Consider the following 15,980-nt stretch of genomic DNA (forward strand, 5'->3'; position numbering starts at 1 on the left):
CTCTAGCCAAATGCAGCAACTACTTCATCGATTTCTCTTGCAGCAATTAAACGTTCCACCACTTCATCATTTCCTAACTTACGGGCAAATAAGGACAACAATTTTAAATGTTTTTGCGCGCCCTCCGTATCGTCTCCGACTGCAAACAAGATGATCCCTTTCACGCCCTTACCATCTAATGTTTCCCAAGGGATTTCATTTTCGGTCACCCCGATCGCCACACCGACCTTCTTCACATACGCACTTTTTCCATGTGGAATAGCGATATAATTACCGATCCCTGTTTGACCTTGCGCTTCTCGCAAATAAATATCTTTCACAAATGCTTCGACATCCGTAATGTATTCTTGTTCATATAAACGATTGGCTAATTCATACAAGACCTCATCTTTCGTTTTTCCGTTTAAGTTCGTTTTGATGATTGTTGGATCAATGATTTCTTTGATCTCCATTTTCCTCACTCCTCATTAGTTACTGACAACTTCCATTGCTTTTTCGATTAATTTGTTTGGTGATTTTACCGCGATCTCTGTTGGTACTTGGATGATTTTCTTTCCTTCGAAACGTTCCCGTCCACTGATCCTGACATCCACTGCTAGAATCACGATATCGGCTTGATCGATGGCTTCTTGTGGCAATTCATTTTCAATGCCGATCGTTCCTTGGGTTTCGACATGGATCTCATGACCCGCTTTTTTCGCTGCATTCTCTAATTTTTCTTGTGCAATATACGTATGGGCAATACCCACTGTACATGCTGCTACTCCAACGATTTTCATTATTGGTTCCTCCAATTTTTGATAGTATGTTTATCGTTCTGTGAAATTACCTGCTTTCAATTCATCTAGATAGTCAGGATCAGCCAGTTGTCGCATAAAATCAGCAAGCTGTCGTTTGACTGCCAGTGTTTCGTTTTCTGCTAGTAAGACAACGATGATCAATTCCACTTGTAAGATTCGTTCCGACCATTCAGTAATTGGCTGTTGGGGACGAATCACCCAGACCTGTGTTTTGGCTAACGCTGGATGTTCAAGATGAGGCAAAATCACGCCTTCCTCAATTTGGATATCTCCTGCCTCTTCTCGCTCAAACAATGCCTGTTGGATCGCTTGTGCCTTTTCTTTTGAAGCAGGAAAGACTTGTTGACTGACCCATTCATAGGTTTCTGCCTTTGACGTTAATGCAATCTGATCGAATGTTTCCACGAAATTATCTATCATGATAAATATCCTCGATTTTCTTTTGGATTCTTGACTGATCATCAGCGGTCAACATCGCACTAACGATCAGAGATTGAACAGGAAACGCTTCTTTCAACCCAACTGTCGTTAAAATCAACTCGATTCCTGGCGTCTTTTCTAACACCGATTGGTAATTTTTAGTACTGATCACATCTACGATTTCTAATTCCGGGAATTTTTTGGCTAACTTCACTTTCAATAATTCAGAAGTCCCTACGCCAGTTGTACACATGATCAGTGTTTGGATTGGAAATTGGTGCGTCTCGATGATTCGTGCAAAATACAAGGTGATAAACCCGATCTCATCAGGTGTGATCGTTGGTAACTGAAACGTTTGACTCACCTGTTCCGACACTTCAGCGACAGTATTAAAAATCGTTTCATACGTTAATTGGATTTGATCCAACAAACTATTTTTCACTCTGATTTGATGACGCAATCGATTGACCAAAGGTTTGATATGATTAGCAAGATCTGTAAAAATCATCTCATTCGCTACATTGAGATTCAGCTTCTCACCTACTTGGTACAAATAATAAGAAGTAATCTCCAACACTTCTTCTGTAAACGTTTGCGTTTTAGCTTGGTTATTATCCGTTCTGGAAGAAAGTAAATATTGATAGAGATAGTAGATCTCACTTACTGGTAATTTCGTTTTCAAATACACTTCCACTTGGCGGATCACTTCGATGGCAATATCGCGAATCAAAGATTCATTATCTAAAACTTGTAATTGTTCCATCGTTAATTTTTCTCCAGTGGCTTGATAATTCGTTTTTCTTGCGCGGCGTACCGCAATGTATAGATGGGAGAAAATATTGATATTATATGGGTAAGGAATCGTGCCATTTAATTTCTTTTCAATCAGCTTGATCTGTTCGATGACAAAATTCGCATCATACCGATTGAAGTCGAATTCATCCGATAAAGCGATTTCATCAATATCGAAAATATTCAATCGTTGAATCAACTCAGTGATCGCTCGACGGATATTCTCTTCCTTTCCTTCGATGGCTAATGTCCGATTTTTACGGATCAATTGCAGATCATACGCTGAAATCCGTTCCGCAATGATTTTTTCATCATTCGCGATCGCTGAATCACCAACATAATAGGTTTGATACAAATCAATGACTTTTAGTGCTTTAGGCGAGGATAATAATAATTCTTCCATCACATTATTTTGCCGTTCTGACGGTAGAACTTCCACAGAAGACACAATTGTTTGGTTCGTCTGTGCAATATATTTTTCATAATCAAGTTTGTACCCCCGACCCTTTTCAGACAAAATCAGTGGCCCATTCGGAAACTCGTCATTTATTTTTTTAACCAAGCGGTAGACCGTCTTGGTAGAGGTACTCATTAACTCTGCCAACACTTCAGCAGTAACATAATCTCTTTGCTTTGATAAAAGAAGCGTTAATTTATTCCCTCGATCCATTTGACTAGTCATAGCTCTATCCCCCCCGTATCTTTATCATAAGCGATTTTTTTTATTCTGCTTCACTACATAATGTCCCTTGCAGCGGACAAAATGTATTCGGTTACACAAGGTTGTGAAAGAAGTGGTCAGCACTGAGTAATAAGACAGAAAAATCGAAAATGGCTTTTTCATTTTTGATTTTTTTGGCTTATTATTGAAGTGTTGCTTCTTGAACACCGTTTATCATAGGTTGTGAGAAAAGCGTTTTGACCTGAGCAGTAAGATGGAAAATCAGAAAATAGCTTTTCATATTTTTTGATTTTTCAGCTTAATGTTGAAGGTCAGCTTTTCGAACACCGTTTATCAGGTTGTGAGAAAGCCGGTCAGCTCCGAATAGTAAGGCGGAACGTGGGAAAATAGCTTTCCATATTTTTTCACGTTTCGACTTACTATTGAAGGAGCTGGCTTTCGAACACCGTTTATCTAGGTTGTGAAAGAAGCGTTCAGCACTGAATAATAAGACAGAAAAATCGAAAATGGCTTTTTCATTTTTGATTTTTTTGGCTTATTATTGAAGTGTTGCTTCTTGAACACCGTTTATCTGAGTTGTGAGAAAAGCGTTTTGACCTGAGCAGTACGATAGGAAATCATAAAATAACTTTTCATATTTTTTATTTTTCAGCTTCCTCTTGAAGGTCAGCTATTTTAACAACCAAATAGTTATATTTTTTGAAACTAAAGATAACTATATGAAAACATAACATTTTGCTCATCAATTTTAAAGCGAACATCAAAAATATCCTTTTGAAATATTTTTGATAAGAGATTTTATTTCCCTCATTTGGCTTGATTTAATCGTAATTCCAACTTAAATCACTTGAACAACCTCACAGCTTTAAAATAACTATCACTATTAAATAAGATAACTTTCTTACCAAACTCATGATTTACAAATAAGTTAAACAAGTGGACTCACAAATCACGTAATGTCTTTACTATCGGATACACAATCTGTCACAGAGATAGCTTCCATGCAAATAAGGCGATATCCATAAAAATTCCAATGATTTTTATGGATATCACCTTATTTATTGAGATTAACAACTACCGTCCCACCTCAATTTTTTGATTGTTAAATATTGATTTTTTGAGGATTACCGCTTTTAACAGCAATGAAAAACGGTATTTCTCATCAATTTGCTGGTACATCACTTAATGACCAATTGATGGTCGCTTGGTAAGGTTTTCCTACCGCTATTTTATCGCCATCGACCTGCAACTGGACATCTTCATAACTTAACTCCCAAGCACCTTGACCAGTTCCAGCGGCGGCATCCATGACAGAAACCGCAGCACCATCTTCTTGTAATGTAAAGTCAAGCGCTTGAGGTGCTTTTGCAGTATTCTCTGTCGTTGTGTTTAAAGTGCCTGCATGAAAACTGATACTTGCACCTTTTAAGAATGTACCGAACGGTGCAGTCTCCAAATCAGCCATTGTATCACTCGTAAATTGTTGTGACATTGATGCTGTAACGTGCCAACCTTTGTTTGTATAGGATTCATCGGTGACTTTTAAACCCGTCTGTGTCTCACTGCCGTATGAGTGAGTTCCCGATTTCAATGTCTGTGTGCCAAACTCAACAGTTGGTACTTCATCAAGTGTTGGCATAGCTGGCGGCGCTGTGACATTTAGAGTAAAAGCTACCGTGCCTGCTTGGTAGTACTTATTCGCGTCAACGGCTAAAGCCTCACTCAGACTTCCATACGTGTTTCCATCAGGTGCTGTCACATCTTTGATTGTGACACCTGCAGGAAGTTCAGGTAACTGCTCGCTAGGATCTTTGATGACCCCACCAGTTATACCTACCTCAGAAGGAATGTCTGGTAAACTTGGTGCTACAGCTCGCGTACTATCGACATAATTGTAGGAAAAGCTCGCAGAGGCACGTTCAGCTGTCAGATAAATACTAAAATGGTTTGCCCACTTGTTATTCGATAGGTCATCAAATGTAGGATTAGCTACAATCGCAGAAGCTAGATCTGGATATGTCTGCCCATTCTTTCCATCTGGCCCCACGATATGATCCACTTTATAGCCAGCTGGTACAGTCAACGAAGGAATATTCGTAATTGAATGACCAAAATCACCGGTAACCAATGCTGGATTTGGGACCGGTAAAGTTGCCGCTACTCCTTCTGTTACTATCATAGTTGAAGACGGATCGCCTCCAGTTAACCCAGTGATAGCATCTGTGACAATACCCGTTCCTGGTGTTTTTTCAGTGTAGTATGTCTTAAAATCCGCCGTTTCGGCTATCGGTGAATAGTACACATTGATTGCATTAGGGTTTGCTTCATTATATTCATCATAGTTTGCGACTTTGATTGAAGTAGAAGAAGAAAAATTATAGCCATTGATTCTAGGCACAACAAATGTGTAATTATCTGATGCATTTGCGAGACTATTTGTTACACCAATCGTATCCCCAGTATTCGCAGTGATTTTCGCAGCAGTTACACCTTTGATTGGCTGATTCGTCGTTTTATCAATAAAATTCACCGGGAAAGTAACTGTTCCGCGTGTTGCAGAGAACGATGCATTCTTAGAAGCATTCGCTCCTTGAATGACTCCTGTATTATTTCCGGTAATGGCTAAACTCCCAAATGACATGTTCTTTTTTAGGGTGATTGTTCTTGAAATTGTTTGTGGTTTGTATGCGCCATTGTTGTTATACCCACTATCTGGCGCTGCAGTAAGACTCAGTGTACCCGTATAAGTACCATTTTTATTATCCACAATATTTGACCATGTCATTGTTTGCGTTTCAGAACTCCATCTAGTACTTCCTGAACCTTGAAATTGTAACGGTGCCGATATTTGTACCCACGGCACAGTGGTAGAACTTGATTGTTCGATTGCGCCATTAGCATCTGTTTTACGAATTTCAATTTTATCTTGTCCTTTATTGGTGCCACTTGGTCCATCAAATGTTCCGTTATACCAAATATCACGTCCTATAAAGAAACTATCTTTCAAGCCTGCAATTCCTAGCTGCTGTCCTGTTGCATTGGGTGCATTTTGTTTGATCATGTCATTATTTGCCGGAGTCAAAAAGAATCCCGATGCATCCCCCATTTTCCAGACATCTGCTTTATCATACCAATAGGGCGTTTTGATTGTTAATGGTTTAGAAAAATCAAGTGTTGCTCTGATTGATTGATACACCCATGAATTTTTAACTGAGTTCGCTAACCATAAATAATTATTTCCCGAAGGATCCCATTTCCACCATTTGCTGTCACCAGCTAAGATATTCCAGTTATTAGCATTCTGTTGGAATCCGCTATCCAATTCATGGTTGCCTGTATCGGAATTTCCCCCAGGTTCTAATGCTCCCGAAGTAATTACAGCAGCTTCGACCTTCAGCTCAATTCTATGGCTCAAAAGAGTAAGGGTTGGTAGGAAAAAAATTGACATTCCAACAATCACTCGAGCCAGTATTTTTTTCTTTTTGTACATAAATGTTCTCTTCTTTCTTTGGGATAGTTAACCCACTTCATAATTCACTTAGACTATGGTATGTATTCAACAACAAAAAAATATCTAATAAATCACTTGATTAATCACTATATAACGTTACCTGTCATCTACTTTTTCATCTTCATTTTTAGATGTTCATGTAAAGAAATGATGTCTCGCATGAATATTTCTTATGTTCCCTAATACTTACCATATTTAAAACTCATCTTGATTTATAGTAGCAGAAAAGACTCGGTCATTATTATATTTTTTTTGAAAAAAAAGGAAAATATCACACAGATATTCATTTTAAAAAGATTCAAATCCTTCCTACAAAAAACATTCGAACAAACGATATAATATAAACATTCCAGAAAAGAAATACCATTTTTTTGAAGTTGGTAGTAGCACACATATTCCCTTATGAGAATTTTTTTATTAAGTGTAGATTACATTAGGATTTCCCTTCATATATCTATATAATATGAGTAAAAGAAAACTTATTTTCAATTAGATATAAACTCAATGGGGGTGAGAGCATGAGAGAGTATTTTTTCAACTATAAAGAAAAGGAAATCATACAATTCTTCCAATATTGTTACATAAACAAAAAAGAATACTATCCTAAAAAAAGTATCCAAGAGGCACTCAATATTTCAGAATATCGCTATAAAGCGATTGGTAATAGTGTGGAAGAAATCAAATTAAAATACCCTACTTTTCAATTTCAATATGACAAACATGGATTGTCTATTCATTTTTCAAAAGAATTTTTATTGCTCAAAGTTTATATTCTACTGTTTAAAGAAACCGTAGGATTTAAATTTCTCCTCTCTATTTATAATGAAAATTTTCAGAATTTGGATCGTTTTGCTGAATCCGTCCACCTGCATCAACAAAGCGTTCTACCTAAACTTAAACCCATTCGTATGTTATTAAAAGAATACTCACTTGAATATTTATTGTTTAAGAAGAAAATCAGTGGCGATGAATATCGTACTCGTCATTTTTTCTTTACGCTGTTCTGGCATTTACATGACGAAGAAGATCCAATTATCCCTGAATATCCTGAAAGTTTTCAGGCTCTAGCAACTATGATTCATGAATGTCTCCCCATGCATTCTCATGAAGACATACGTAAACTTTATCTATTTATGAAAATCACGCAACATCGATTGAAAAATGGCTATATGATCACTGAATTGCCAGAAGTGATTGCTAAAGTAAGAAATCCTTTAATTTCTTATGAGGTTTTTAAACAACAAATACAAGGAAAAGAAATAACTAATCTTTTTTTCAAAAAAAATCTGAATGAAGTTGAGATCAATTATCTGTACTATGTGTTTACCGTCGTACCAACTTATACTTGTTTTGAAGAAAAATTACCACCTTTTCGTGACTTTTATAACAAAGAATACAACAAAATTGAACAAACGATTTTCCACCAGTTATCTCAACATATGAAACGAAAATTAACGATACAAGAAGAAGATTTTCTTTCCGTCAATATAATCTATCGAACGACTTATTTTCTCAGTTATGGCAGTGACGAGTTTGTGCCTCCTTATTCCGACTTAGAGTACTTTGATTTTAATGATCCGACTAGAAACCATTACCATAAAATCATAGATGAGATCATCGCACAAATGCCATTGAAGGAAGAAAAATGGCAACGGATCATTACTAGTCAGTCTTTTCGTTCGTCGCTTTTCCAACTATTGTCGTGTGTTCTTGAAATACACCATGAACCGGTAAAAGTAGCAATACTATCTAAATTCGGAAAAATCCATAAGACAGAGCTAAGTAGCTACTTGATAAAACTCAATCCTCGACCGATTGAAATAGTTGCGTATGATCAATCTCCTGATATTATTTTTTGTGACTTTCCACTAAAAGAGGGACGAATACTCAATCCACAGGCAGAAATCTTTTTTATAAGTGTGAAACCGACACCGTCTCAATGGCTTGAAATAGTGAATTTCATTGATGCAGTTCGAACAAAAAAACAATTTGGTTATTTGTTATAAAATAAAAAATAAGCTGCCAAAACCTAAGTTTGGCAGCCTAATCTATCTAAAATCTCGATTATCCACCGTCCTGTACAACTGAAACCTTATCAAACGAAAGGGCAATAACGCTGATAAACTTTTTTGGAGTGTCTTCAGTCACGTACGCCAAACGAAAATCAAGAAGAAAGTAGCTATAAGAATCAAACTAATGAATGGTAGCAGAAACGTAGTGATATATTGCTGACCTTCTACGTTTTTTATTGTTGCAGCCGTTTGGCTGAACTGGCTAGCATTCGGTGATTTCCCTTTGACCTTTCGCGCTTGAATAAACACGCGTCTTGAGGTTTGCTGCACTTGATCACATGTTACTAAGAAAAGGTAATCTGCTCCCTTATTCGCAAGTTGATCAATGTCTTTTTCATCAATCACCGTATTTTCTTCTACCAAGTATTGGTAATAGTGATCAAAATATTGAACATAGATCACATCTCCCTTTTTTAGCTCATCGATTCGAGCAAACAAAAGATTATACTCACCTACATGGTGTCCAATAAGTGTCAATGTCCCTCTTTCAGGTTCACGTTCAGGAAACAAGTCGACAACACCATTGATCATATTTTTTGTCGTTAGTCCAACAAAAATCGGTTGTATGATCTTTACATTTGGAATCACTATCTGACCAATTGCTGAGGTATTTTTTTCTGTTGTATGCGTAAAGATATCTTTAACATTCAAGCGCTCGATCTTCTCTGGTACGTCAATTATTTTTGGTAAATTTGTTCGAAACGCCGTCTGTGTCAATTGTGCATGTGTCGAAATCATAAAATATTTTGAAAATGGAATAGCAAAAAGTATGAGTGAGAGCATCAACAGAAAACTGATCACAAGTTTTAAAGTAACATTGCTCTTTACATATCCCGTTGGTCTATACTTGCTACTCATTGTTTCTACCTCCATTCGTTCAAAAATAAGCTAACTGCAGTTTATTGTCATTTTTTACATGTGATTTCAGCAGAGTGATTTCGAAAGATTTTTTAAGGCGCTAAAATCAAGGACCAGCTGAGAGTTCCAGTAAAACGAGTATTCGTTTTTTGATTAATTACAGGAGCTTCTAAGAAAAATCTTTGATTGACCCAACTATCTGATATATCTGTAAGACCAGTAGATGGTGCATTTTGATTAAAAATGATCAATGGACTACTACTTAAAAATTGATTGCTTGTTCCATCATAAAATCCTAGCCTACCATCAAAAGAGATCCCATTCAAAACAGTTTGGCCAGTTGCATCTACTTCATGAATTGCTTCCCTTTGAGCCACTGCCACAGACCAATTCGATTGATAACTTGAATCTCGACTGTCATTTACCGCAATCTTATCGTCTAGCTTTCCTACGAGTCGCTGTGTTTGGCTCGTTACTTCATTAAGACCAAAGTCAATCGTATGTGGCACAGTCAAGTTAATCTCCCCGCGATCAAGCAAATGGACAATAAATTCGCCTTGATCGACAAAATACGGATTTTCCGTTTGTGCATCAGTTATATTATCGTAGGTCTTGCCATTAGGACCAGTTACTGTCTTGATTATTAAGTTGTCTTTCACTTGATCATTCACATCTTTAACAATGTCTGGTAGGTTTTCCCCAGTAGTTCCTTTGTACGATATAATTTCAGGCAACGCAAAATTTTGCGACGGATCTATTTTCGCAAAAGTAATTTGTACCATACTATCTGTACGTGGAGCTAACTGGACAGTAAACGTATTTTTCTCTTGTGTCATCGACGGATAGCTCTTCAATGCTTCAGCAATTGTCTGTTTCTCACTGCCGTCTGGACATGTTACCTTTGCCACTTGATACCCAAGAGGTACATTAGTCATAATTTGTGCTTCTGTCGTCGAAATCTTATCGCCGACATACCCATTTTCAAGAATACTTTTTGGAATACTTGGTGTATGTTGCGCTGTCGGATCATAAGCAAAATCAAAAGTGGTTGTTGCAGGTGATGACTTTTGTTCATACGTAATGGTCAGCACGTTCTTATCCGTTTTACTTACCAATACATCTTCTGCACGAATTGGGCTATAGCCGCTGATTGGCTTCGCATCATACGACCAGCGCGCATTGGCTGCATCCGGTGACAAGCCGTTTACTCCGATCATTGTGTCAACATTTGCTTTGATCGTCGTATTAGTGGCAATGCTTTTCCCACTTTCATCGACATAGTGGACTTCAACAGATGAAGTCGCCACCCCAAATGAGTAATCACCAACCTTAACCGAAGTCGTTAGCGGTTGAGAAGGATAATCTGGAAATGACTGACCGGCAGAAGAGACCGCTTTTCCATGTCCAATTCCTAGCGTCCAATAAGTATTTCTGCCAATACCCAATGAATATATCTGACCTTTTAACTGAGAAGGTATGGTTGTTTGAAAAACAGGCGTCGATCCGACTGCCGCAGATGCTAGATTCCCTATTCCAGTAAAACCTTTGGGAAGTTTCGCACTAGAAGTAATCGTGAGTAAACCGGAGCTTGCAGTATATTTGACACTATAGGTAGCACTTGTAAAATCTTCTGAAGGAGTAGCAATTTCTACACCATTTTCTGCAATAGTCTGGCTATAACCACTAGCTAAGGTGGTTGAACTTCCTCCTTTTTTCCAAATAAATGTCTTTCCTGGATTCTTTGGATCGAACATAGTAGCGCCGCCTTCATAATAAGTCACTCCCAATCGATCGACATTTACATAAGCCATTCTCATGGAGCTCAATTGATCTCCTGAGGCATTCAATCCAAATGCATTTGGGATTTCTGATATTAGATATCCTAATGTAGGGCCTGTTAGGGTAAGTGTTGGCAAGACCGTGCCGCCCATCGGAAATGGCACAGTCCCACCATTCTCATAATTTAACCAATCTTCTGCTCGTAAAGGAGCAAAGTATAACCCTGTTCCTTTGTTACCATAACCCGTACTTCCATCAATCCCATAGGTCATTGTAAAATCAGATGTCCAATCAATCATCGCATCTAAAAAAATGGCTGCTTGCCCGTAAGGTCCTTTTTTTTGTTTGGTGTTGATCTCCGAATTGACGGTCATTCCTGGTGGATTATCCGTACTTGTCAATACGGCTTTTCCAGTTGAATCAAATACCGGATCGACTGCTTTTAGCCCAACGGACGTCCCATTAATATCTGGCATATTCCCTGCCTCATATTCATAGTTTCCAGATCCAAATTTCTTTCTGGAAGAATAGGACATCCAATCTCTCGCAGCCAGAGAACCATCTCCTGTAATTTCCCCATAATCATCAGTTTGTGTGATTGTACTAATATCCTGATTCACTACTTCCTTCGTCTGTGCATTGACTTGCATTGAGATCAATGGTGCAGAAATAAATACAACCGTACTTAACACTAAACCAGTTAGTCGATTTCGATTTTGTCTTACTCTTTTTTTCCCTATCTTCATTTTCATCTCCGTACTTACCTTCGTATGTTTAAATTAGTATTTTCAATATCATCTAAACTTGTCTTACACCCACAAGAATCAAGTATCTCAACAATGTTGGATAAACCAGTGCTGAACTGGCTGACTTATCTTTAAATAAATGGTAACTATCAAACATCATCCCAACTTTATCTACATTTTTGTACTAGCAGCAACTGGCCATTTTGGTCACGTCATCTTTCCCCACTATCCGTCAATACCAAAGAGCATTTTTCCGGACAATGCTGCTAGCATCATCCCCGTATTCGTTTTTCCCACTCTTGCATCTTCATTCGATCCAGCAGTAGAGTGCGTTTTTTTATTTAGTACCACACGCTCTACTGGACGAAAAAAATCATCTTTCTTCACTACTGCTTTTGATTCTTTCAATTGTTTTTGCTGGTTCACATGAGGTTGTGGGACTTGTTTTGTTTCCTCATTTTTTTCTATTTGTTTTTTCTCAGGTGAAGTTACTGTTGCTTCCTCTGGAAGTTGAATATGTTCTGGATTTTTTGGTGTAACCGATTCGGAAGGATTGACTGGATTAAGTATTTCTTCCTCTGCTAGAGCTACCGTGTAATTCGTCTGAAGAAAAAGAACCAAAAAGATACCCGCATAAAGATAACCTTTACTAATTTTATTCATTGATACTTTCGGTTTGTTTTTCATCATTCTTCCCACTCTTCTTTATTTTGACATGTACAATCAAATCGCCCAATTTTTCCCAATCAGAAGATGTAGGAGGTGATAACCAAATCACCTGATGACGATGACTATGAAGCTTTAACATATCTGAAATATAAATATCCGCTTCTTCTTCTGTCGCTCCAATATACGATTCGATATTCAACTTACCGAAAGCATCCACTTGTTCTTGAATGTAGCGGCTGTAACTTTGACCAAAGGAAAAATCGATCACGATTTTTACTTTAGGCGAAAGTAGTTCGATAGGTAAACTAGATAAAAAAAGAAATATATATTCTTTTGCTAATTCATCATAATTTGCCTTAACAGTATCCGTACACCATTCAAATTCTAATAATTCTTGCACGATTCGGTAAGCAAGTGTTTCTGCTAATTGATAGTTTTCTTTGATAAATGAAAATTGTTGAATCGTTGAATTTTCAAAATTTGTCCGCTTCTGAAACAACAGTTTATTATGAATCAATGAAAGTTCCTTAGTCACCTCATGCGTGACACCCCAAGAGGTAATTGCTTGAAATTCAGTTAAGACGCTATGAATAACTTTCTGGTTCAAGATCTCTATTGTTTCTGTTTGCACCAGTTGACAATAAGGAGACAAATTTTCACTACTAATGAAGTATAATAATTCGTAAACTTCTGATTCTTGTAAGTTTTGGAAATATGGATTCAATACTTCTGTGATATTTTGTACTAATTCTTTTTTTTGACAGGTTGATACGATTTTTTCCCCATGATGACCAAAATGATTTCTGACCTTTAAAACAAACAAACGATACAGCAACTTAACCTGCTGAGAATTTGAAAGATCATCGTCAAGAAAGTGAGTGATTAAAGAAAGTTGATGAATGATTTCGACCAATTCATCTTTCATACTATCTGTAAAAGGATACGCATTTACTCCATAAAGCGTGTAGTAATAGCCATACAAAAACGATTGGATATCTCTTTCTTTTCCCACGAATTGACAACTGCTAGAAATTTCTATCTCAAAAATTTCCAATAATTCATTTGCTTTAGCCATAATCTTATAAACAGTTGCCCGCGAAGCATACAGTACGTCTTCTAGATCAAACGTATTTTCCACTTGTTCCATAAGTACTGCCTTGATTAACGGCGTCAACTTACTTTGGCTCGCATAACAGCTAATCAAACAAGAGATGTTCGCAAATGTCTTTCGTGTATATTTTACAGTCTTGGGCTTTACCCCAGTTTCGATCACGAACTGATCGGCTAAATCAAATTCTTTCACATCTGCTTGAACATCTTTTATGCAACTTTCTAACTCGTATCTATTCATCTTCAACTCCTCCATTACATTGGCTTGTAACAGAGGAACTGAAGCATGAGCATCCAGATAGAAGAGGAGTCTAAGTCTGCCTATGGATTTTTTATCTAGAAATTCCAACATCATTTTGTGTCACCTTTTCTAACTGACAGAATCAACTTACGGCAAGGAAATTTTATCTTCTTCATCTTCTTCGTCCTTTTTGCGACGTTTCCAAAGAATAAAGAACAAAAGAAACGCAAGTAATGCCAGAAGGATGCCACCAATCAAGAAGTAAATCCAAGTATTATCCTTTTCGACCGTCACATCTTTTGCATTTAATTCTTTTGCTTTTTCAGCAGTGATAGTAAAGTCTTTTTCAAAATGCCATTTGTAGACATAATGAATATCCGTTTCCTTGCCTTCTTGATCTTTTTCTGTTTGGACATACTCTCCACTAGGATCTTTTTGCCCATACACATCCATGGCTAAATGGTACGTTCCCGCCTTCATCGGTTTGGATGGATTACCACTATCCAACATCCCTTGATTACTGATTGCAATAGGATAATCAAAATTTGTATTTGGTGCCATTTGCATCATTTCTTTGACTGAAGTGAACGTCATGTTTGGATCGTCAACATTGGTGACTGTTGCATCCACTTTCATTTGGTTTAAATAGCCCATTTTTGAATTTTGAAGATTGGCATTGATCACGTTACGAGCATTAACTTGAGAAGGAGCAACATCATTTAACGTTAAAGATGGCGCAACTTTCGTGTTTGTTTGTTGCAACACAAGCGCTTCGACATAACTGTATTCATTTTTCAATGAAACACCTTTTTTATCTGTTGACGAGGTATCTGTTTCGGAGGACTTTTGTTTGAACGTCAAACCGCCCGCAATTACACCATCAAATTTTTCAGAAGGCATAGTTACCTCGATTGCAATACTCGTTTGTGACTGCGGTTGTAAAGCAATTTCATCAGGCATCTTCACATACTCTGCCAAATCATACTTCAATGTTTTATCTTTTTTGTTTTCAGTCGGACTGTATTCGACCACCCCATTGATGTTGGTGGTAGCACTTGCTACACTTGCTTCGACAGTAACTACTTTATCTGTTGAATTATCTAACAAGACTTGGATTGTTTGTTTTTGCCCTGGCGTCATCAATAAATCAAAATAAGAAACATCTTCTGCTTGGTTTTCTGGTAAGACTGGTGTCATTGAAAATTGAAACTCGTTGGCTTTGACAACTTGATTAGTTATCATCATTACCATCACCATTACGAACATCGTTAAATAAAATTTTGCCCTTTTCATTTCTGTTGCGCTCTCCTTCGTTTCTATATGTAGAAAAGTTGTGCCAAAAGCTTCCGAACTTTTCGGATAAACTTTCGACACACTCTCTTCTTTTAAAGATTTATTTTTTTCAAATATGTTGTATTCAAAAAATACTGGAGAATGACGAAAATAGGGGGGTATTTCCGGGTTCTTCCTTTTACTTCCCGAATTCGGACATATCTGGTTTCATTTGTTTTCTACTATTTTTAGTTTGCTGGTGTATCACTTAATGACCAAGTCATTGTTGCTTTGTAGCTGCTTGCTAATTTTGTTGAAGCACCTGGAATTTCCAATTTTACAGAAGAATCTTTTGTTGCATCGTTACCAAAGTCTACCAAGTTTGTACCAGCACCATTTCCATCTGTCGCACCCATGACGATGTCTGATTGAACATTTGGATCTAGTGTAGTGATTGTTTTTACTTTATCCGCAGGTGTTTTAGATGCTGAAGCAATCGTTGCATTAGTCAAGTACACTTTAGCACCATCTAAAGTTGCTCCAGGTTTACCAGCAGAAGCTGAATCTGTCGAAGCAAAATCACCCATTTTAACAGTTAAAGACCAACCAGCTAGTGTCCCACGATTATCTGTCACTTGGACATAGTTTGGACCAGTAGTTGCATTACCTGTAGCATCTTTGTACTTTTGTGCTGCTGCACTATAAACCATATCTTCTGATGTGATTTCTTGTGTTCCAAAATCAAATGATGAAGCAAAGTCGATAGATAATGGTCCAGGCGTTCCAGGAACAACCGGGATAGTTGGATCAGGATTTTCTGGTGTCACTGGCTGTGTTGGGTTCAATGGATCAATAGGGTCAGTTACGTTAGTAGATGGTGTATATTTGATTGCTCCATAGGCATCGTAAGTTGCTACTTCGTCGGCTGATGCAGTTGTTGCTATACCTGTTACGATCAATGACGCTAATACGGCTGTTGTATACAATGTTACTTTTTTCATGTGAATTTCTCCTTTTTGATGACTCAT

The 15,980-nt window shown here is 37.5% G+C and carries 12 protein-coding genes; 1 reads left to right on the forward strand and 11 read right to left on the reverse strand.

Annotation, left to right across the window (positions count from 1 at the left end):
* Positions 1–2 precede the first annotated feature (2 nt).
* The 5 genes from IGJ19_RS14120 to IGJ19_RS14140 all read right to left on the reverse strand — a co-directional run bounded on the left by IGJ19_RS14120 (position 3) and on the right by IGJ19_RS14140 (position 6,184).
* Entirely contained in the window at positions 3–452 is a 450-nt protein-coding gene (locus IGJ19_RS14120; RefSeq protein WP_071867927.1) for a fructose PTS transporter subunit IIA, read from the reverse strand.
* Positions 453–467: 15 nt separating this feature from the next.
* Positions 468–779, reverse strand: a complete 312-nt coding sequence (locus IGJ19_RS14125) for a PTS fructose transporter subunit IIB (RefSeq protein ID WP_430604247.1) — start codon at positions 777–779, stop codon at positions 468–470.
* 30 nt (positions 780–809) lie between these two features.
* Complete coding sequence (locus IGJ19_RS14130) at positions 810–1,220, reverse strand: PTS sugar transporter subunit IIA (RefSeq protein ID WP_430604248.1); 411 nt, start codon at positions 1,218–1,220, stop codon at positions 810–812.
* Positions 1,210–2,694, reverse strand: a complete 1,485-nt coding sequence (locus IGJ19_RS14135; protein ID WP_430604249.1) for a BglG family transcription antiterminator — start codon at positions 2,692–2,694, stop codon at positions 1,210–1,212. The genes IGJ19_RS14130 and IGJ19_RS14135 overlap by 11 nt, the downstream gene beginning before the upstream one ends.
* A gap of 1,162 nt (positions 2,695–3,856) precedes the next feature.
* Positions 3,857–6,184: a WxL domain-containing protein gene (locus tag IGJ19_RS14140; protein ID WP_430604250.1), complete on the reverse strand. Its 2,328-nt coding sequence runs from the start codon at positions 6,182–6,184 to the stop codon at positions 3,857–3,859.
* 539 nt (positions 6,185–6,723) lie between these two features.
* Here IGJ19_RS14140 and IGJ19_RS14145 point away from each other — a divergent pair.
* Positions 6,724–8,211 carry a helix-turn-helix domain-containing protein gene (locus IGJ19_RS14145; protein ID WP_430604251.1) on the forward strand — a complete coding sequence of 496 codons (1,488 nt, stop codon included), beginning with the start codon at positions 6,724–6,726 and terminating at the stop codon, positions 8,209–8,211.
* Between the two features lie 138 nt (positions 8,212–8,349).
* On the opposite strand, the gene IGJ19_RS14150 is transcribed toward IGJ19_RS14145, so the two are convergent.
* The 6 genes from IGJ19_RS14150 to IGJ19_RS14175 all read right to left on the reverse strand — a co-directional run bounded on the left by IGJ19_RS14150 (position 8,350) and on the right by IGJ19_RS14175 (position 15,953).
* Positions 8,350–9,135 (reverse strand): class A sortase, encoded by a 786-nt coding sequence (locus IGJ19_RS14150; protein WP_071867932.1) that lies wholly within the window; start codon positions 9,133–9,135, stop codon positions 8,350–8,352.
* Between the two features lie 92 nt (positions 9,136–9,227).
* Entirely contained in the window at positions 9,228–11,660 is a 2,433-nt protein-coding gene (locus IGJ19_RS14155) for a hypothetical protein (protein WP_430604252.1), read from the reverse strand.
* A gap of 225 nt (positions 11,661–11,885) precedes the next feature.
* Positions 11,886–12,350 (reverse strand): hypothetical protein, encoded by a 465-nt coding sequence (locus IGJ19_RS14160; protein WP_086335462.1) that lies wholly within the window; start codon positions 12,348–12,350, stop codon positions 11,886–11,888.
* Positions 12,316–13,680: a helix-turn-helix domain-containing protein gene (locus IGJ19_RS14165; protein ID WP_176285334.1), complete on the reverse strand. Its 1,365-nt coding sequence runs from the start codon at positions 13,678–13,680 to the stop codon at positions 12,316–12,318. The genes IGJ19_RS14160 and IGJ19_RS14165 overlap by 35 nt, the downstream gene beginning before the upstream one ends.
* Positions 13,681–13,827: 147 nt before the next feature.
* Positions 13,828–14,973 carry a DUF916 and DUF3324 domain-containing protein gene (locus IGJ19_RS14170; protein ID WP_071867941.1) on the reverse strand — a complete coding sequence of 382 codons (1,146 nt, stop codon included), beginning with the start codon at positions 14,971–14,973 and terminating at the stop codon, positions 13,828–13,830.
* A 227-nt stretch (positions 14,974–15,200) separates the two neighbouring features.
* Positions 15,201–15,953, reverse strand: coding sequence for a WxL domain-containing protein (locus tag IGJ19_RS14175; protein WP_115358402.1), 753 nt, complete (start codon positions 15,951–15,953; stop codon positions 15,201–15,203).
* Positions 15,954–15,980 lie beyond the last annotated feature (27 nt).

This window comes from Enterococcus sp. DIV1368b, assembly GCF_050529595.1.
GTDB classification, from domain to species: Bacteria; Bacillota; Bacilli; order Lactobacillales; family Enterococcaceae; genus Enterococcus_B; species Enterococcus_B mundtii.